This window comes from Tenacibaculum bernardetii, from assembly GCF_029125915.1.
Taxonomy (GTDB): Bacteria; Bacteroidota; Bacteroidia; order Flavobacteriales; family Flavobacteriaceae; genus Polaribacter; species Polaribacter bernardetii.
The window spans coordinates 44,335-64,013 of record NZ_JAQJCU010000011.1 but is presented as its reverse complement, the minus strand read 5'-3'; the positions used below and the strand labels follow the sequence as shown (position 1 = coordinate 64,013).

15 protein-coding genes are annotated in these 19,679 nt (G+C 31.3%); 2 read left to right on the top strand and 13 right to left on the bottom strand.

The genetic code is table 11. The features are described 5' to 3' along the window. The first annotated feature begins 80 nt into the window (after window positions 1-80). Window positions 81-2,048 (top strand): YgiQ family radical SAM protein, encoded by a 1,968-nt coding sequence (locus tag P2G10_RS10235; RefSeq protein WP_275316468.1) that lies wholly within the window; start codon window positions 81-83, stop codon window positions 2,046-2,048. 101 nt (window positions 2,049-2,149) lie between these two features. Here the strand turns inward: P2G10_RS10235 and P2G10_RS10230 are convergent, their stop codons facing one another. From P2G10_RS10230 to P2G10_RS10195, 8 genes are all read right to left on the bottom strand, one after another. Next, entirely contained in the window at window positions 2,150-2,659 is a 510-nt protein-coding gene (locus tag P2G10_RS10230) for a DUF3124 domain-containing protein (protein ID WP_218771325.1), read from the bottom strand. Between the two features lie 95 nt (window positions 2,660-2,754). Next, window positions 2,755-3,294, bottom strand: a complete 540-nt coding sequence (locus P2G10_RS10225) for a sigma-70 family RNA polymerase sigma factor (protein WP_275316467.1) — start codon at window positions 3,292-3,294, stop codon at window positions 2,755-2,757. Between the two features lie 386 nt (window positions 3,295-3,680). Further along, window positions 3,681-4,130: an FKBP-type peptidyl-prolyl cis-trans isomerase gene (locus P2G10_RS10220; protein WP_275316466.1), complete on the bottom strand. Its 450-nt coding sequence runs from the start codon at window positions 4,128-4,130 to the stop codon at window positions 3,681-3,683. A gap of 28 nt (window positions 4,131-4,158) precedes the next feature. After that, window positions 4,159-5,772 (bottom strand): amidohydrolase, encoded by a 1,614-nt coding sequence (locus tag P2G10_RS10215; RefSeq protein WP_275316465.1) that lies wholly within the window; start codon window positions 5,770-5,772, stop codon window positions 4,159-4,161. After that, window positions 5,769-6,131 carry a DoxX family membrane protein gene (locus P2G10_RS10210; protein WP_218771321.1) on the bottom strand — a complete coding sequence of 121 codons (363 nt, stop codon included), beginning with the start codon at window positions 6,129-6,131 and terminating at the stop codon, window positions 5,769-5,771. The genes P2G10_RS10215 and P2G10_RS10210 overlap by 4 nt, the downstream gene beginning before the upstream one ends. Before the next feature lie 3 nt (window positions 6,132-6,134). Next, window positions 6,135-7,571 carry a M20/M25/M40 family metallo-hydrolase gene (locus tag P2G10_RS10205; protein WP_275316463.1) on the bottom strand — a complete coding sequence of 479 codons (1,437 nt, stop codon included), beginning with the start codon at window positions 7,569-7,571 and terminating at the stop codon, window positions 6,135-6,137. Between the two features lie 151 nt (window positions 7,572-7,722). After that, a complete protein-coding gene (locus tag P2G10_RS10200; protein ID WP_275316462.1) occupies window positions 7,723-9,504 on the bottom strand; it encodes a hypothetical protein in 1,782 nt (593 codons plus the stop codon). A gap of 39 nt (window positions 9,505-9,543) precedes the next feature. Beyond that, window positions 9,544-12,564: a tetratricopeptide repeat protein gene (locus P2G10_RS10195; RefSeq protein WP_275316461.1), complete on the bottom strand. Its 3,021-nt coding sequence runs from the start codon at window positions 12,562-12,564 to the stop codon at window positions 9,544-9,546. Between the two features lie 125 nt (window positions 12,565-12,689). On the opposite strand from P2G10_RS10195, the gene P2G10_RS10190 reads away from it, so the two are divergent. Beyond that, on the top strand, window positions 12,690-13,376 hold the full coding sequence (locus tag P2G10_RS10190; protein WP_218771317.1) for a cell division ATP-binding protein FtsE: 687 nt from the start codon (window positions 12,690-12,692) through the stop codon (window positions 13,374-13,376). Between the two features lie 211 nt (window positions 13,377-13,587). Here P2G10_RS10190 and mdh read toward each other — a convergent pair whose 3' ends face one another. The 5 genes from mdh to P2G10_RS10165 form a co-directional block, all read right to left on the bottom strand. Beyond that, entirely contained in the window at window positions 13,588-14,514 is a 927-nt protein-coding gene (gene mdh, locus P2G10_RS10185; protein ID WP_218771316.1) for a malate dehydrogenase, read from the bottom strand. A gap of 123 nt (window positions 14,515-14,637) precedes the next feature. Continuing rightward, window positions 14,638-15,390, bottom strand: a complete 753-nt coding sequence (locus P2G10_RS10180) for a hypothetical protein (RefSeq protein ID WP_218771315.1) — start codon at window positions 15,388-15,390, stop codon at window positions 14,638-14,640. A 104-nt stretch (window positions 15,391-15,494) separates the two neighbouring features. Next, the gene (locus P2G10_RS10175) at window positions 15,495-16,535 is read right to left on the bottom strand and encodes a DUF6588 family protein (RefSeq protein ID WP_275316460.1); all 1,041 of its coding nucleotides are present in this window, start codon (window positions 16,533-16,535) and stop codon (window positions 15,495-15,497) included. Window positions 16,536-16,627: 92 nt separating this feature from the next. Then, window positions 16,628-18,565, bottom strand: coding sequence for a DNA topoisomerase (ATP-hydrolyzing) subunit B (gyrB, locus tag P2G10_RS10170; protein ID WP_218771313.1), 1,938 nt, complete (start codon window positions 18,563-18,565; stop codon window positions 16,628-16,630). A 279-nt stretch (window positions 18,566-18,844) separates the two neighbouring features. Then, the gene (locus tag P2G10_RS10165) at window positions 18,845-19,606 is read right to left on the bottom strand and encodes a hypothetical protein (protein WP_218771312.1); all 762 of its coding nucleotides are present in this window, start codon (window positions 19,604-19,606) and stop codon (window positions 18,845-18,847) included. Window positions 19,607-19,679: the final 73 nt, after the last annotated feature.

The following is a 19,679-nucleotide window of genomic DNA, read 5'->3' as shown; positions in this document are numbered from 1 at the left end:
AAAAAATGAATAAAACGAAACGTTATTACTTGTTTAAAAGTGAGGACTTTATTCCTAAAAACCTTGTACCTTTGTAGCGCATGGGAATAAGACGAGTTTCAGATTGGTTACCGACTACAAATAAGGAGGTTAAGTTAAGAGGATGGGAAGAATTAGATGTAATTCTTTTTAGTGGAGATGCATATGTAGATCATCCATCATTTGGTCCTGCAGTAATAGGGCGTATACTAGAAAGTTACGGGTTGCGTGTTGCAATTGTGCCACAGCCTAGTGTAAACGATAATTTACAGGATTTTGAGAAGTTAGGGAAACCAAGATTATTTTTTGGAGTAACAGGAGGATGTATGGATCCGATGGTGAGTAATTATACGGCAAGTAAACGTCGTAGAGATAAAGATGCGTATACACCAAACGGAGATAAAGGATTTAGACCTGATTATGCAACTTCAGTATACTCGAAAATATTAAAAGATAAATTTCCTGATACACCTGTATTAATTGGAGGTATTGAAGCTTCTTTAAGAAGAGTAACACATTACGATTATTGGTCTGATAAATTGTTGCCAACTATTTTAGAAACTTCTAAAGCAGATATGTTGGTTTACGGAATGGGAGAACAACCTTTACGTGAAATAGTAGAGTTATTACAAAAAGGTGTTCCGTTTTCGAGCTTAAAAACGATTAAACAAACAGCTGTTTTTGTTGATAAAGGAGAGGATATTCCTAAAAATAAAAACTGGGAAGATATAGATATTAATTCTCACGAGGCTTGTTTAAAGGATAAAAAAACATTTGCATCTAACTTTAAAGTAATAGAGCAAGAGTCTAATAAATTAAAGGCACGTCGTATTTTTCAGAAAGTAGGAGATAAGAGGTTGATGATAAATCCGCCTTACCCTACAATGACTGAAAAGGAAATAGATGGATCTTTCGATTTACCTTTTACACGTTTGCCGCACCCAAAATATAATAAAAGAGGGCCAATTCCGGCTTTTGAAATGATAAAATTTTCTATTAACATTCACCGTGGATGTTTTGGAGGATGTAGTTTTTGTACTATTTCTGCACACCAAGGAAAATTTATAGCAAGTCGTAGTCAAGAATCTGTTTTAAGAGAAGTTGACAAGGTTGCTGAAATGGATGACTTTAAAGGTTATTTATCTGATATTGGTGGGCCATCTGCCAATATGTATAAGATGAAAGGTAAAATACAATCTATCTGTGATAAATGTGTTGCACCTTCTTGTATATCGCCAGTAATATGTAGTAATTTAGATACATCTCACAAGCCATTAACAGAATTATATCAAGCCGTTGATAAGCATCCGAAGATAAAAAAATCGTTTATTGGAAGTGGAATTCGACATGATATGTTAGTGCCTGAATTTAATAAAAATGCAGATCCGAAAGAGTTAGATGCCTACACCGAAGAGGTAATGACAAAGCATATTTCTGGACGATTAAAAGTAGCGCCAGAACACACATCTGACCCTGTTTTAAAATTGATGCGTAAACCGTCATTTAAATATTTTCACATGTTTAAAGAGCGTTTTGATCGTATTAATATAAAGAAAAAATTAAAATTACAGTTAATACCTTACTTTATATCTAATCATCCTGCTTGTGAAAAAGAGGATATGGCAAATTTAGCTGCCGAAACAAAAGAGATGGGATTTCAGTTAGAGCAGGTACAAGGTTTTACGCCAACGCCAATGACTGTTGCAACGGTAATTTACTATAGTGGTTTTCATCCGTACACTTTAAAGCCAACGAAAACACCTAAAACAGCTAAAGAAAAAGAAGATCAGCACAAGTTTTTCTTCTGGTATAAGAAAGAAAATAAAGATTGGATTCGTAACACACTTAACAAAGTAGGAAGACAAGATTTATTGAAAGTTTTATTACCTGAAAACAATTCTTGGAAGAAAAATAAATCAGCAAAAGAAACAAAAAATACTTTTGATGACGCTGTTCCTTTTAATCAGCGTAAAAGTAAAAACTATAGAGCGCCTAAGGCTAAGAGTGGTTCTAAGAAAAGAAGAAAATAAGCTTAATAAAGATATTTAGATAAAACTTAGTGTGTAAAAGCACTAAGTTTTTTTGTTTAATAAATAAGCTATTGACACCTTTTAGCAGTATCGTTATTGACTTATTTTATTCTTTTTGATTGTGTTGTGAAAGATAAACCTTGTTGTCCCATGGTTGAGTTCATTACGCCTTCAAACAAAGGTTCAGGACAGTTTTTTGGAATTTTCCATTCGATTATAAAGTTAGATCCTGTTCCTCCTTCAACATCTATCTCATCAATTATTATTTCGGTAGTTTCCATCGGGCTCAAATAAATTGGTTTATCAAAATAGGTGCGAATAGATTTACCGTGGGTATCAAAATATTCTGACTTTAACAAGTATATAGTATCAGTATCACTGGTATTTCTCATACTTATCATTGCTGTTAAATTATGTGTTTTGTGTTCTGAACTACTATAAATTTGTGAATAAATAGATAGGTATGATTTTCCGTATTCAAGAGAGTCTTTGGTACTTATATCTACATATCTTTTCGACCAATTCTCTGGGTTTACAGAACTGATTGCTTTTTTTTCATTACAACTAAAAATTAAAAAACTTATGAATAAAAGTAGAATGTATTTTTTCATTTTGATGCGGTATTATTGATTGTTAACAAGAGGAGCAGTATTTGCTAAATTAGTAGTAAAGTTATTAAAAAAAGAGTTAAAAATAGCGCAATTTCCTATCCACAAACTTTACAATCATCTTTGTCTTGTATTTCACCAACTAACTTGCCGTTTTCGTTTAAAACAAATCCACAGCAATCCATAAAACCTTGTGCTATTAGTTTACGTGCACGTTGAATTTGTGATTTAGTTGTAGGTAAACTCTGTTTTAAGGTATCAGCAACATCTTGTTGTTTTAAGCCTTTAATGTCTGATAAGAATAACGGATTTCTATATTTTTTTGGTAATCTTTCTAAGATGCCAAGTAAACAATCTTTTTCGGTATGCGAGGTTGTTTCTAAGCTTGTTTCAGTTTCGGAATTAGCCAATTCAAAAATCTTATTCGTACTCTTAAAATAGTCTATGATAGCGTTTCTAGCAATGGTAAATATCCAGGGCTTTAGTTTAGTAATGTCTTTTAGCGTATGAAGTTTGGTGTGTATTTTAATAAAAGTGTCTTGTAAAACATCTTCAGTAACCGTTGCATCCTTTACCTTACTTAAGATAAAATATTTAACGTCATCAGCATATTTTATGTAAACTTGATTTGTTGTCATTCTATAAATTTACAAAAATGTTATTACAAAGCTGAAGGTATTTTAAATAGAAAAGACTACAGCTTTGTAATAACAAAAGTTAACAAATATATTACTAACAATTACAGTTGTTGCAAGAACAGTTTTCGCAGGTGCAATTAGAGCAGTTACCTGTTTTACAACCGTCGCAATTACAAGTACATTGATTTTTATGTTTCATGATTTTTAAGTTTTATGTTCATATAGTAGACTTTTAAATGTTTAAAAAGATGCATTTATTTACCATTTTTTTCTAAAGAAAAAATAATCTTATGTAAACGCTAAAAAGACGCTTAAAACAAGTAGTTGTTTTAAGCGTCTTTTTTATTTAAAATTAGATGAACTCTTAATGAAAAGAATGATAAATGTTATTCAACACTTATAAGTTCGATGTCGAATATTAAAACAGATCCACCAGGTATTCCTGGCCTTCCATTACTTCCGTATCCTAATCTTGAAGGAACTAGTAAAACACCATTACCACCTTCTTTAAAATAAGTGATTCCTTCTGTCCATCCTTTAATAACTTGTTGTAAGTTAAAAGAAATACCAGCGCTATCACTTTCATCAAATGTTTTACCATTTAAAAAATAACCTTTGTACGCAACAGTTACGTTAGAGTTGCTTACGGGGCTTGTTCCAGAGCCTTCATTGTTTATAACATAGTATAAGCCGGAATTGCTTTTTTTAGCATCTAAATTGTTGTCAGCGATGTACTCAATAATATCAGCTTCGTTTTTAGTGTCGTAGTCAATAGAATCTTCGCTACACGATATAAATAATAATGCAATTAAGGTTACATAAAAATAAGATTTCATAAAAGGGTTTTTATAGTTTGATAAAAAATTAATTTACTTTTTCTCCATTTACAAAAGTTTCTAAAACTTTCGTGTTTGGTATTTTGTCGCCGTTAACAGTTACAATATCATTTTCTAAAATGATAAAATCGGCAAGTTTACCTACTTCAATACTTCCTTTTTCGGCTTCTTCAAAATTAGCAAAAGCGTTCCAGATAGTCATCCCTTTCAAGGCATTTTCTCTAGATAAAGCATTCTTCATTTGATATCCTTTTTCTGGATATCCTTTTAAATCTTTTCTGATAGTTGCAGCGTAATAGGTATGCAACGGACTTACGTTTTCGATAGGGAAGTCGGTTCCTAAAGCAATCATGCCATGTTGTTTTAATAAATCGTTATAAGCATAAGAACCTTTAATTCTTTCAGAACCTACACGTTCTTCTGCCCAGTACATATCGCTTGTAGCATGTGTTGGTTGAATAGACGGAATGATATTTTTAAATAAATGAAAATCTTTTAAATCAACAATCTGAGCATGTTCAATTCTCCAACGACGATTGTCTTTGTTTTTTAAGAATTTATTATAAGCTTTAAGCATTACATAATTAGCAGAATCACCAATGGCATGCGTGTTCATTTGATATTCAGAACTAGCAATTCTTTTTGCTAAACGTTGAAGGTCATCGTACGAATTTACTAAAGCACCAAAATGCCCTTTTTTATCAGAATACTCTTCTTTTAAAGCACCTCCACGAGAACCTAAAGCTCCGTCTGCATATACTTTTACCGAACGAACATGTAATTTATCAGTTTTAACAACACCTTTATTAAGGTAGTAATCTAAGTTTTTTTTATTGTTAGAAATCATTGCGTAAATACGCATTTTTAAATCACCGGTTTGTTGTAGGCTATCAATCAATTCAATTACTTGCCTATCTAAACCAGCATCATCAACGGTTGTTAAACCTAAGTCGAAACAAATTTTTTCAGCGTCTTTTAAAGCCTGAATTTGTTCTTGTTTATTCGGTTTTGGCACTTCAATGAAATTCATTGCATTGTCAATTAACACACCTGTAAGTTTTCCATCTTTCTTAAAGAATTCACCTCCATCAATTTTAGTGTCAATTGTAATACCTGCTAAATCGATAGCTGCTTGATTTACCAACATTGCATGACCGTCAATTCTACGAACTGCCACAGGAATACTAGGAAATAAAGCATCTAGTTTCTCTTTTGTAGGAAATTCTTTTGTTTTCCAATCATTTTGATCCCAACCACGACCAGTTATAAAAGTGGTGTTTTTTTCTTTTTGAAATTCAACTAACTTCTGTAATACTTCATCGTAACTTTTTGTACCGACTAAGTTTACTTTTTGCTGTTGTAAACCTAATCTGTAAAAATGACAATGTCCATCAATAAAACCAGGATATATAGCTTTATTTTCAGCATCGATAGTTTTTGATGAGGTGTATTTATCTTGTATTTCTTTATTAGTTCCTATAGCGATAAATTTACCGTCTTTAATCGCAAAACTTTCAGCCTTATCGAAATTAGAATTAACGGTATATGTGTTTGAGTTAATAACAATCGTGTCTACTTTTTCTTGTTGTTTACAAGAGGTAATAGCGATTGAAACGGCAATAATTAATAATGATTTTCTCATGAATTTGAATATATTAAATAAGCGATATATAAAAGTAAAAATTGTATTGGTAAGCGTATAATGGCAATTTTTTTAGATCCTATAGCAGGTTTTTCTTTAAATAAATCCCATATATGTAATGGTAAAAAAACGACCATTAGCACAAAAAAACCGATGGCTGCATTTTTTGCAGTAGCATTAAATAAAAGACCTATTCCGATTACAACTTCTATAAAGCCTGCAACATAGTTTACAGCTAGTTTAGGAAGTGGTTTGGGAATAAAACCATTAAAAAAACGTGGTTTTAAAAAATGCATAACACCTATGTAGGCAAAGAATAAACCAAAAATTATACGAAGAATTAATACTAAAATTGTCATCCGTTATGGTTTTATGGTTTCGTTATTATATAAATACTTGTCCATTAAATATACGATACTTGCCATTGACGCACTTCCTAACTCTAGTTCACGTTTGTTAACTTTATCGAAAGTATCGCTAGCAGCATGGTGATAATCAAAATAACGTTGAGAATCTGGTCGGTATCCAACCAAAGTAACATGATCGTCTTTTAAAGGACCAATATCAGCGCCACTTCCGCCTGCTGTTATATCATGTAATCCGTAAGGAGCTAATAATTTTTTCCAACTTTGTAATAATTGAAGGTTCTTGTCATTAGCATCTATAGAGAAACCTCTAGGTGTGTGACCTCCAGAATCAGATTCTAAAGCACCAATATGATTTTCGTTGTTCAGTTTTGCTAAACGTGCATATTCTGTAGCACCACGTAAACCGTTTTCTTCGTTCATGAAAAATACAATACGAATAGTATTTTTAGGTTTAATGTTGTTCTTTTTTAATAAGTAAGCAACTTCTAATGATTGTACAATTCCTGTTCCGTCATCATGAGCGCCATCACCTAAATCCCAAGAATCTAAATGCCCACCAATAACCATAATTTTATCAGGGTTTTCACTTCCTTTAATTTCTCCAACAACATTGTGTGACGGAGCGTCTGGTAGTGTTTCACAGCTTTGTTTTAAGTAAAACTTAAGTGTTGGATTCTCTTTTAAATGCTTGCTTAAGTTTTCGGCAGCTCTTGAGCTAATTGCAGCCGAAGGAATATATTCTGATTTAGGAATGTCTCCATACCCCATTGATCCGGTATGAGGATAATCATCTATTCCGTTTGTCATTGAGCGAACGATAACTGCTTTTGCGCCGAATTTACCAACAGCTGCTGCTCCGCCAAAACGCTGACCGACACATCCGCCGTAGGCTTTAAAAGTGTGAATTAAAGTATTGTCAAAAGCACCATTAAAGAAAACGATTTTACCCTTGGCTTTATCTCCTAATTTTTCAGCCTCTTCTAAGTTTTTTACTTCGATAACTTCTGCTGTAATTCCGCCAGTTGGTGTTGCAATAGAACCTCCTATAGCACAAACAGGAACATTAATTTCTACTCCGTTAAAGCTATAATTTGCAACTTCTTTTTCTCCACGAACCCAATGCGGTACCATAACAGGTTGTAGCCAAACAGAGTCTAAACCAACTTCGTTCATTAATTTTTCACTCCAAACAACAGACTTTGCTGCTCCTTCTGAGCCGGATAAACGGCTACCTACATTTGTAGTTAAGTCTCGTAACCATTCGTACGATTTTCCTTCGGTTAAGGCGGCGTTGAATAAGTGTTTTATTTGAGTTGAATCTATTTTTTCTTCAGTAGAAAAAACATTAGAAGTTAAAGGTGTTTCTTTTTTTTCTGTATTACAAGAAATTACAAACAACCCTGAAATTAATAAGAGAGATAATTTTTTCATTTATGACACTGTTTTAAAGTGCCATAAATGTAAGTTTTATATTTTTAATCGTAAAGTGATCGTAAAGATTTTGATTTGTAGTTGTTTACTTTAAATTAAGCCTAACTATTCTTTGTAAATAGTTAGGCGTAATTATATTTAGATTGTTTTTTTAGAAAAGAGAATCAAATTTCCAAGTTAAACCTCCCATTGCTTGGAAACCTTGTACATTAAAATTATTAAATCTTTGGTAACTGTTATTTAGCGCATTATTAAGGTTTAAAAACACAGAAAACGAGTCGTTAAAATGGTATCCACCATTAAAGTTAATGTCAAAATAACCATCTAAGTCTATAGTTGAGAAATTTTGCGAAGGCAATACTTCGTATAATTTTCCTTTTCGTTGGCCGACAAAAAAGAAGTTAGCACCTGCAAACCATTTTCTTGTTTTATACGTTCCGAAAAGTTCTCCTTTTATTTTTGGAGCGTTCCATGCTTCAAGCTCATTAGTTAATGTAAACTTATTAAATTGACCGTTTAAGCCTACACTTAAGTTTTTAATTCCGTCGAAAGCAATTTCACCAAAGAAAGATACTTGTTTAATATCGTCGTATGTGGTGTTAAATGAGTTTCCGTAATCATATCCGAAGAAAGAAAAAGCATCTGTTCCTGCAATATTATTTCCGTTAGATTTTGATTGGTTTAAAGCAAAAAAAGCATTGTTTTCAATATCGGCATAACTTGCTTTTAAATTATAACTAAACTGAAAATCTAACTTTCCTCTTATTCCTGCAAAGAGATCGTATTTCTTGTTGGTTTGCTGTATGTTTTGAGTAGGAGAGACGTACGGATTTTTTGTTGATAATGATTTGTAAGTGTTTGTTTCTAAATCTCCTGAAGCACCAATAAAAACGCTTGCAAAATCGTTTACAATAGGATAAGAGATTTCTAAATCAGGATACACAAAGAAATTTGTATCGTTATTCTCTAAATCTAAAGAGACATACGTTTTTGCTCCTATTTTTATAGCTAAATCTTGTACTTTAAAATTATACGTTGGGTGAATACCTGCAGTAGCAAAACTATGTTTTAACTCGGTTTGAGTTTCGTAGTTTTTTTCAAATTTAGTTCCTAAATAACTTAATGTTGTGTTTATATATAAATCATTTAACTGACGGTGAAAATTATTTAATGGAAATTTAAATTCCGCATTTGCATCAATTAAAAACTCATTACTACTTAATGCATCTGTAAAAAATGAAATACTACCATTTGCTTCAGTAAGATTAGAATCATCGAATTTAATGGTCCCAAAAACCTTAAAGTAAGTATAGGCTTGTTCTTCTTCAATATTGCTAATAGTAGCGTTAGTAAAAGGTATGTTTGTTGGTAAACCATACCAATTGTGCTTGTTTCGTTCAGCGCTTATACCTGTTTTCCAATTTAAATAACGTTCTTGTTGTGCATAAAATAAGTTTAAACTCATATCGTAATATGTACTACTAAGAGCTGTGTTTTCAACAGGGTCTGCAGATAGAAGAAATTTTAAATGCGCTCCGAATTCACTATCGTAACTTTCGTTTCTTCTAACATAAGCTTCCAAAAAAGGAGTTATTTTATTACCGAAACCAACAGATAAGTAATTAGGATATAATAGTTCTCTTTTACCTAAATCTACTTTTTTCATCACACCACTTTTTGGAATAAAAGTAGAGGCAACAGGGACTGAAAATATTTTGTATTCTAATTCTTTTTTCTGTGTTTCTTTTGTGTGTTTTATAATAGGTTTTTGCTTTATTTTAAAAGCATCGGTAATTTTAGGAACGTATGATGTAACTACATTAACTACCTCTGTTTTTATAATAGTGTCATTTGCTTTTTCTGTGGTTTTCTTTTCTTGTGCATTTGCAATTGATATTGCAAATAAAACAAATAAACCTAAGTGTTTCTTCATTGATATAATCATTGAACTCTTTTTTGTATTTAACAAATTTTAGTTTTGGGTAGTTACCGATTCGTTTGTTTTTGCTTCTTTATTTTTTATAGAACGAAGCTCGTTTGTAGCTTCTTCTGTAACATCTTTGTATTGCGTAAAGTTTTTAATAATGTTTTCTAAGATGTAGGTTGCTTGGTAAGCATCTTTTAAAGCATAATAATTTTTAGCCATTACAATGTAACTTTTAACTCCCCAGTATTTGTAAGAAGAATAGTTGGCTATTAAATTTTGCACTGCTTTGTTAGATGCTTCATAGTCTTTATTTTCATTTAAAAAGAATGCATTATAGTACAAGCTTTCAGCTTTTAGTTCGCCAGTAGCTTTTTTACTAACTTCATTAAAAAACTCTTCAGCGGTTAAAAAGTCATTGGTTTTAAAAGCGGAACGCGCATAGATTATTTTAGCATCTTCAGCAACGTTTGTATCTATTTTATCGGTTCCTAAAACCTTTTCGGCATAGGTAATAGCGTTGGCATATTCTTTTTTATTATAATACCCTTTCATTAAATTACTTTGCGCAAATATTATGTTCTGCGGATAATTAGCTACGGTTTCTAATTGCTTTAAAAGTTGTATTCCTTTATCCCAATTTTCTTCTTCTAAATAGATATTAGAAAGTTTGGCTAATGATTCTTCAGAAAATTCACTTTTATTTTGATCTACAACATAGGTGTAGTGTGGTACTGCATTTTTAAATTGCTTGTTGTTATTATACGATTGCGCTAAATAGAAATGAGATTTTAAAGCATGTAATCCGTTAGGGAAAGTTAAAAGATATTTATTGAATCCTTCAATGGCTTTTGCGGTATCGTTTTCTAAAAACTTGTTTTCTGCAGATTGATAAGTAGCATTGTCTAATTCTGCATCTGTAACATTTATAAATTTTACGTTTTTAACCCAAACAGCATATTCATCTACTTTACCAATATCAATATATACATTTTTAACATTGGTAACAGCCTGTTTTGCTTCTTTAGAGTTAGGGTGCTTCGCAACAACTTCTTTATATTTTTCTAAAGCTTTTTTATTTTGATTACTGTTATAGTACAACAATCCTTGACGTAACAGCACATTAGGAATATAGTTGCTATTAGAATGTTCAGATAATAAACGATTGTACGTTTTTTGAGCTTTTACAGCATTGTTTGTTGCAGTATAGGTTGTAGCTAACTGAAACAAAGCATCATCTTGTAGTTGAGAACCTCCGTAATCGTTAACAAGCGTTTGTAAGTCTTTTATTTTTGAGTCATTTTGCCCCATAAATCCATAACTCATCGCAGTTTGGTATTGGGCGTAATCTGCACCTACACCGCCTTCGTTAATTACTTTTTTATAAGAGTTAATTGCTTTTAAGTAGCTTTTAGAAGCATAAAAAGAATCACCTAATCTATTTGAAGCATCATCATTTAAATTATTGTCATCTAATTTTATCGCTAAAAATTGTTGAAAATGTTTTGCAGCATTTTCATAGTTTTTTTGTTTAAAATAAGTGTAAGCAATATTATAATCTAATTTTTTTGTATCTTCTAAATCTTTATTTGTAATTAATAAAAAACTGGTTAAGGCTTTGTCATAATTACCTAATAAGTACTCTGTTTCAGCTAACCAAAAATTCCCTTTATTATTAATTACGGAGTTTGCAGAAAGAGTTGCTTTGTAAAAATAAGGTTTAGCAGCAGCTAATTTATTTTCATTAAATAATTGAATACCTCTATACAACGATACTTCATTTGCAATGTTGTCGTTTTCTACAGACTTTACACTACTTAAATAATCTAAAGCGCCTTGGTAGTCTTGTTGATGTAAATAAGAGGTAATTAATAATTCGTTTATTTCAGATGCATTTGGTGAGTTTGGATATTTTGCTAAAAAACCTTTTAAAACATCCGGAACACTCTCATAAGGGTTTCCTTGTTCGTAACTCAATTTTGCATAACTTAACGAAGCACTTTCAGTTATTTTAAGATCAAATTCCATTTCGCTTGCATTTTTAAATGCATTTAAAGCTGCTGGTTTTTTTTGCAATTCTAAATAACATTCACCTAAATGATAGTAAGCATTCTGAGCAACTTTATTGTTACCGCCAATAATTTTATTAAAATTACCAATAGCCTCTTCATAGTTTTTTTGCTGATAATAAGCGTAACCTAAATAATAATAATCGGTATTAGTCCACTTCCCATTTTTACCTTCATAGGCTGTTAAGTAAGGAATTGCCTGATCGTATTTTTTAAGATTAAAATAGCTCTCACCAATTATTTTAGAAACCTGAGAAATTTCTTTTTCATCTTTTGATTCTTTTAAAAGGTTTTCTCCAATTTTCACAGATTTATCAAAACGCCCAGCTTTAAAACTAATATCTAAAATATAGTAATTTGCTTTTGCTTGGTAAGTAGCATCGTTTGCTAGCTGACTTAAATTATCTTCGGCTTCACCAAAATTTTCTTGTTTGTAAGCAATATACCCGAAGTAATAACGTGCATCATTACCATAAATAGGGTTTCCTAACAAGGTTTGAAAACGAGATTTGGCATCTTTTAAATAATTAGATACCAATAAAGCATAACCCATTTTATAATTTAACTCATCTCTTTCTGGTTGACTTAATAACTTGTCATTTACTTTTTGATACCATTTTAACGCGTGTGCAGCTTTTCTGTTAGCAAAATAATAGTTACCCACATTTATAAAAGCCTTCTCTTTTTTGTTATTATAAGGGTGGTTTTCTACAAATTCTAATACTTTATCATCTGCATTGTCTTGTGTTAATTTTATAGCACACATTGCATCATAATAATCGGCATCAGCTTTTCGATTTTCATGTTGATTAGCATTTCTAGAAACTTCACTAAACAGTTCTTGCGCAGCGGCGTAGGCTTTGTTGTTGTAAAGTTTTATAGCTTTGTGGTAATCAGATGTAATTTCTGAATTAATAGCAGACTCTTGTGCCGTTATGGTTATTGAAAAAGCGATTAAAAATAGTGAAAAACAACTTTTTTTTAAACAAATAAATCTCATATATCTTAGTTCTCTAAAAGGTATAACGCACCTTTTCTGTTTTTGTTGGTAAACAATGCATCAAAAATAAGAAATGTTATAGAATTAAGTAATAAAATTTTAGATTTGTAAAAACGAATCGATATATGGAAAGACCTGTTTTACATCTTGAAAATGCTGATATTTATCAGCAAGACAACTTAGTATTATCAAAAATTAACTTCAGATTAAATAAAGGTGATTTTTATTACTTGATAGGAAAGACAGGAAGCGGAAAAAGTAGCTTGTTAAAAACCTTGTATGGCGATTTGCGTTTACAAAGAGGTTTGGGTGAAATTGTAGGTTTCGATTTAAAGAAAATGAAAGAGAATGATATTCCTTTTTTAAGGAGAAAATTAGGGATTGTTTTTCAGGATTTTAAACTTTTAAATGATAGAAACGTTTTTGAAAACTTAGAATTCGTTTTAAAAGCTACTGGATGGAAGGATAAAACCGAAATGAAAGATAAAATATACGAGGTTTTAGATAAAGTAGGAATGAAAGAAAAATACTACAAAAAAACATTCGAACTTTCTGGAGGTGAACAACAACGAGTTGCAATTGCAAGGGCATTGTTAAATGATCCTGAGTTAATTTTAGCAGATGAACCTACGGGTAATTTAGATCCTAAAACATCGCTTGAAGTAATGAATTTATTAAATGAAATTCATAAAAGCGGAAAAACCATATTAATGGCTACGCACGATTATCAGTTAATTGTAAAGTTTAAGCAAAAAACTCTTAAGTGTGAAGGCGGAGAGTTGTTTGAAGTACAACAACAACAAACAGTTTAGTTTTAAATAAAAAACCCACTTCACGAATGAAGTGGGAAAATTGCTATGAAAAACTATGAAAAAGAAACACTACTAAATGCTTCCTTATAATTAAAGACGCTATCTTTTAAAGAACCTTACACGTTTGTCATAAAATTTAAATTTTTTTTAAAATAAAACCCTGAGTAGTTAAAATACTCAGGGTTTATATATTAAAGAGCTTAAAATTATTTTACAAATTTAAAGCAGTATTGTTGTTTTTAACAGCTTCTGCAGATGCAGTTAAGTGTACTTTTTCAGCATCAGATAAATTAATCTCAACGATACTTTCAATTCCGTTTTTACCTAAAACAACAGGAACTCCGATACATAAATCAGACAAGCCATATTCACCATCTAATAAAGTAGAACAAGGGAATATTTTTTTGGTATCACAAGCAATAGCTTGTACCATACCAGAAACTGCAGCACCTGGTGCATACCAAGCAGAAGTACCTAATAAACCAGTTAATGTAGCACCACCAACTTTAGTATCTTGCATAACTTGCTCTAATCTTTCTTCTGATAAAAATTCAGAAACAGGAACAGAGTTACGAGTAGCTAAACGCGTTAAAGGAACCATTCCTTTGTCAGAGTGACCTCCAATAACCATTCCATCAACATCAGATATAGGAGCGCCTAAAGCTTCCGCTAAACGGTACTTAAAACGAGCAGAATCTAAAGCCCCACCCATACCTATAATTCTGTTTTTAGGTAATCCAGTGGCTTTGTGTACTAAATAAGTCATTGTATCCATTGGGTTAGAAACCACAATGATAATAGTGTTAGGAGATTGTTCTACTAAGCTAGCCGCTACCGACTTTACAATACCAGAATTGATACCTAATAATTCGTCACGAGACATACCAGGTTTACGAGCAATACCAGAAGTAATTACACAAACGTCAGACCCTGCAGTTTTACTATAATCTCCTGTAGTACCTGTTATTTTTGTGTCAAAACCATTTAAAGAAGCTGTTTGCATTAAATCCATTGCTTTACCTTCAGCAAAACCTTCTTTAATATCTACTAATACAACTTCTGATGCGAAATTTTTAATAGCAATGTACTCTGCACAACTTGCACCTACAGCACCTGCTCCTACAACTGTTACTTTCATTTTTTTTATATTTTTAATTGTGATGAATTAATTTAAGTTGCACAAAAATAACGATTTGACTATGGATATAAAAACAAAACCCCATTGAAATTTCAATAGGGTTTTGTAGGTGCTTAGTTGAGATTATTTTTTAGACATCATTTTTGTGTATTCTAAAATATATTCACTAAAATATCTCCATTTAATATCTTTTAAAGGATACTTTTTAACAAACTCTTCGCAATCTCCAAAAAGCTTTTCGTATCTAACATCTAATTCTCTTTTATGCATCCAGTAAATAACACCGTCTTTCTTAATGTAATATGACTTAGCAAGACCTCCTGCAACATTAAATCCAGCAAAACCAAGCTTTGTTGTTTCTTTAGCAAAAGGATCACCAAAAACTTCTAAATACTTACTAAACGTTGGGTTGATTAGCTGCATCATATATTCTCTTTTTTTCTTTTTATTTTTTAAAGAAACTTCTTGGTTTTTAAAATATATATATCCTTGGTTAATAATTTCGTTATCTAAATCTGTTCTTTCCCATTGTCTTACATCATAAATGTGTCTAAAAGATTTAGAAAATTTTTCTATACCTCCAGGAAATAAATACATTTCTTTTATTTGGTCAGAATCAAATTTTAACTTTTTCCCTGTTTGTTCGTCTTTAATTTTTATGTAATAAATCTGACCTTTTTTTCTGTCGACATCTTTTTTGTACCCTTCTATTCTTTTTCCATCTTTTAAAACAACAACTGAAAGCTTTTTACCTGAATAACTATTATATACTTTGTCAAAAAGATCTTTCCCTTCTAATTTATCAGAAGTTTCGTTTTGAGCATTTGTAATGAGGCTGCAAGTCATAATTAATAAAATAAAAATTTTTCTCTTCATAATTTTTGTGTGTAAATTAATTTCAGATTCGAAAGTATAAAAATAAAAAAGAATCTTATTTATAAATAAGATTCTTTTTTTGATGTTTATTTTATGAATAAATATTATCTAAAGCTAAAAGCGATACCTGCGTTTACAGAATTATATTCTTGCATTGTATAACTTCCAAATATTTTAAAGAAACCTAAGCTTAAGCGAGTTCCTATAGTTGCATTAAATCCACTAGTACTTGTGCTTAATGATAATGGGTTTTTACCAAGGTCTTCCCTAACAATAACTGAAGGTATGGTTGAAGACTCATAGTTGGCAACAAAGCTGTCACCTTTTAAATCTAAATCAGTACTTCCTCCGTTGTATCCAACTCCTCCATAAAAATTAATAATAGGAAAATTAATAGAAGCAATTGCTTGAACAGTATACGAGTTTAATTTAAACTGAGTGATACCATTTCTAACCTCTATATTACCATCTACATCACCTATTGTGTAATCTACATTCATATTAGTGTATGCAGCTAATAAAGAAACATGTAAAGGCAGTTTATCTAAGGGGCCAAACCAACTTGTAATTTCTTTTTTTAATCCAATACCAAATAAGCTACCCTTAACATCATCAGAACCAACTTCTGGTACATAACGAACCATTGCTTCTAATTTAAAAGGAAGTCCTAAACCAACTTGTATAGAAGGTGCAGGTACAGCACTGGCAGGTAAATCTTCTTTTACTCCGTTAGGCATTGTAAAATCAGCAGAAACTGTTTGTCCGTTTACCGTAGTTTCATATCTTAAATCAGCATGTGTAATATCTTCACTCCCCGCAACGGTAGGAGATGAGGTAACACCGTTTGTAACTGTTGTGTTACTTGATAGGTTTAACTTAGCAATGTTAAAAATTTCATCTTTTGAAGGAATAAAAGAAATGTTAGCTCCTATTGTTATATCGAAACCAAATTTTTTATGAACCTTAGCGGTATGGTACCAACCATTATTCATGCTGTAAATAAATCCTTTCATGGCAGGGTTTAAATAAGCGTTCGTTAATTTTGCAGCATCTTCTTTTGCTAAAAGAATTGATTCTAATTCTTGTGCTTTTACGTTTAAGGCTAAAGTTAAAAGAGTTACTATAGATAAAATTATTTTTTTCATTTTACTAAGTTATTAATTAGTTTGAAGCAAATGTATGAAAAAAGCTCAATCTTTTAAGATTGAGCTTTTTATAGTTTTATAATAAAAAAATGTTATACATCGATATTTGCATATTTCGCATTACGTTCGATAAAATCTCTACGTGGTGGTACTTCATCTCCCATAAGCATAGAGAAAACTCTGTCTGCTTCTGTTGGGCTGTCAATAACAACTTTACGTAAAGTTCTAAATTCTGGGTTCATGGTTGTGTCCCATAATTGGTCTGCATTCATTTCTCCAAGACCTTTATAACGCTGTACGTTTACAGAGCCTCCCATGTTTTTAGCAATAACATCACGTTGGTTATCATCCCAAGCATATTCTCTTTTTTGTCCTTTTTTTACTAAATATAAAGGAGGTGTTGCAATATAAATATAACCTTGCTCTACCATTTCTCTCATATATCTAAAAAAGAAGGTTAATATTAAGGTAGCAATATGCGAACCATCTACATCGGCATCACACATAATAACTACTTTATGATAACGAATTTTAGATAAGTTTAAAGCTCTTGGGTCTTCTTCTGTTCCGATAGAAACTCCTAAAGCCGTAAACATGTTTTTGATTTCTTCGTTTTCAAAAACTTTATGTTGCATTGCTTTTTCAACATTTAAAATCTTTCCACGTAGTGGCAAAATAGCTTGAAAATTACGATCTCTACCTTGTTTTGCTGTTCCACCTGCCGAATCTCCCTCAACTAAGAAAATTTCACATTGTGCTGGATCTGTTTCAGAACAATCTGATAATTTACCAGGCAAACCACCAATACTCATTACGGTTTTACGCTGCACCATTTCACGTGCTTTACGTGCTGCATGACGAGCATTGGCTGCTAAAATTACTTTCTGAACAATGATTTTTGCATCATTAGGATTTTCCTCTAAGTAGTCCGTTAACATTTCTGAAACTGCTTGAGAAACAGCAGCGGATACTTCTCTGTTACCTAATTTTGTTTTTGTTTGTCCTTCAAATTGTGGTTCTGCTACTTTTACAGAAACAATGGCTGTTAATCCTTCACGGAAATCATCACCAGCAATTTCAAATTTTACATTTTTAAGTAATCCAGATTCGTCAGCATACTTTTTTAAAGTGTGTGTTAAACCTCTTCTAAAACCAGATAAGTGTGTTCCTCCTTCGTGCGTATTAATATTATTTACATAAGAATGTAAGTTTTCTGAATACGAAGTGTTGTAAACCATGGCAACTTCTACAGGGATACCATTTTTTTCACCTTCCATAGAAATGATCTTGGCAGTTAACTGCTCACGAGTAGAATCTAAATATTTAATAAATTCAGGTAAACCTTCATCAGAATGAAATACTTCCGAAATAAAATTACCTTCATCATCTGTTGTTCTCTTATCCGTTAAGGTAATTGTAATCCCTTTGTTTAAGAATGATAACTCGCGCATACGAGTTGCCAATGTTTCGTAATTAAAGTCTGTAGTTTGCTTAAAGATTGATTTGTCTGGTAAAAAAGTTACAATCGTACCTGTAAAATCAGTTTCGCCTATTGTTTTAACAGGGTATAAGGCTTTTCCTTTAGAGTACTCTTGTTGCCAAATTTTACCTTCTTTATGAACTGTTGCTGTTAAAAGGTCTGAAAGTGCGTTTACACAACTTACACCAACACCATGCAATCCACCAGAAACCTTATAAGAATCTTTATCGAATTTACCACCAGCACCAATTTTTGTCATTACAACTTGTAATGCAGAAACGCCTTCTTTTTTGTGAATTCCTACAGGAATACCACGACCGTTATCTTTGGTTGTAATAGAGTTGTCTTCATTAATTGTAACATCAATTTTATCACAATAACCTCCCATTGCTTCATCAATAGAGTTGTCTACAACTTCGTAAACTAAGTGGTGTAAACCACGAATACCAACATCTCCAATATACATTGAAGGACGCATTCTTACATGCTCCATTCCTTCAAGCGCTTGAATACTGTCAGCTGAATAATTATGTTTTTTTTCTTCGCTCATGATAAGTGAATTAATTAAGTTTTAATTTTAATAAACAGTCTTTAGAAAGGAAAGTTTAACCTAACAAACTTACGTTTTTTTAAGGTGAATTAAAAGGTTTTAAGCGTTTGATAATGATTTTTCATGAGTTTAAGGAAGGTTGAAAAAAAGGGCTTAAAATGACTATAAAGTGCTTTAGTGTTAGTTTTTGTTTTTTTTAAGGTTGAATAAAAATATGTTTAAACAGAAAACCTCGCAAAAGCGAGGTTTTTGAATTGTGATTTTCATAAAAAAGATCTTTTAGCGCAAATTAATGGTCTTTTGAGCAACAGAAAGTCCTTCTAAAGAAATAATTACTTTGTGAATTCCTGGTGTTATATTTTTTCTGTCCACCTCTATAAATGAAACAACATCTAATGGTTCATTTTTATAATCTATAGTTAATTTACTGCTATATGTATTAGCTGTGCCTTTAGCACCTTTAATAATAACGATATTATTTTTAGAGTCTAAAACTTTTATGGAAATTCGTTTTTTTCCTTTATTAGCTATTTCATTTTTTAAAACATGAAAACTAATTTTAAAAGCATCTATTTTATTTTTATTTGTCGTTGTTGTAAACTTACTATTATTTCTTTTTCTCATAGTAAGCACTTCAACAATATTTAGTTTTAATAATTTAGCTTTATCAACTTTAGTAGCTAAAGAATTAATTTTAGTTGACAGTTTTTTCGTTAAATGCGTTTTTTTTGCAAGTGCTTTTTTGTCTTTTTTTAAGTCGCTATCTAATTCATCTACCGAATCTTTTAGGTTGATGATTTTATTAATTTCTAAAATTACTCTTTTAGATAATTTCTTGTTTTTTGCGCTTAATTTTTTGTAGTTGGCGGTTGTTTTTTCTAGCTTTTGTTCTAACTCTTTTTTTTCTTCAATGGATTTTTTAAGTCTAGAGCTTACCATTTTGTAATCGTAGTTTTTATTAAAAGCATAGGAAAAGGAGAGTGCTGTTGCTATAAATAATAATACAAGTAAAATTTTCTTTTTAATTTTTTGTGTACTCATTTTCTTTAGGGGGATTAGTTTTTAGAAAATATGCCTAAATATAAATAACTAACAATTATAAAAAAAATAAATA

Bases quoted from the DNA above. Each gene is read 5' to 3' on its own strand.
- P2G10_RS10235 (WP_275316468.1), top strand. From the start codon at position 81: ATGGGAATAAGACGAGTTTCAGATTGGTTACCGACTACAAATAAGGAG.
- P2G10_RS10230 (WP_218771325.1), bottom strand. From the start codon at position 2,659: ATGAAAAAATACATTCTACTTTTATTCATAAGTTTTTTAATTTTTAGT.
- P2G10_RS10225 (WP_275316467.1), bottom strand. From the start codon at position 3,294: ATGACAACAAATCAAGTTTACATAAAATATGCTGATGACGTTAAATAT.
- P2G10_RS10220 (WP_275316466.1), bottom strand. From the start codon at position 4,130: ATGAAATCTTATTTTTATGTAACCTTAATTGCATTATTATTTATATCG.
- P2G10_RS10215 (WP_275316465.1), bottom strand. From the start codon at position 5,772: ATGAGAAAATCATTATTAATTATTGCCGTTTCAATCGCTATTACCTCT.
- P2G10_RS10210 (WP_218771321.1), bottom strand. From the start codon at position 6,131: ATGACAATTTTAGTATTAATTCTTCGTATAATTTTTGGTTTATTCTTT.
- P2G10_RS10205 (WP_275316463.1), bottom strand. From the start codon at position 7,571: ATGAAAAAATTATCTCTCTTATTAATTTCAGGGTTGTTTGTAATTTCT.
- P2G10_RS10200 (WP_275316462.1), bottom strand. From the start codon at position 9,504: ATGAAGAAACACTTAGGTTTATTTGTTTTATTTGCAATATCAATTGCA.
- P2G10_RS10195 (WP_275316461.1), bottom strand. From the start codon at position 12,564: ATGAGATTTATTTGTTTAAAAAAAAGTTGTTTTTCACTATTTTTAATC.
- P2G10_RS10190 (WP_218771317.1), top strand. From the start codon at position 12,690: ATGGAAAGACCTGTTTTACATCTTGAAAATGCTGATATTTATCAGCAA.
- mdh (WP_218771316.1), bottom strand. From the start codon at position 14,514: ATGAAAGTAACAGTTGTAGGAGCAGGTGCTGTAGGTGCAAGTTGTGCA.
- P2G10_RS10180 (WP_218771315.1), bottom strand. From the start codon at position 15,390: ATGAAGAGAAAAATTTTTATTTTATTAATTATGACTTGCAGCCTCATT.
- P2G10_RS10175 (WP_275316460.1), bottom strand. From the start codon at position 16,535: ATGAAAAAAATAATTTTATCTATAGTAACTCTTTTAACTTTAGCCTTA.
- gyrB (WP_218771313.1), bottom strand. From the start codon at position 18,565: ATGAGCGAAGAAAAAAAACATAATTATTCAGCTGACAGTATTCAAGCG.
- P2G10_RS10165 (WP_218771312.1), bottom strand. From the start codon at position 19,606: ATGAGTACACAAAAAATTAAAAAGAAAATTTTACTTGTATTATTATTT.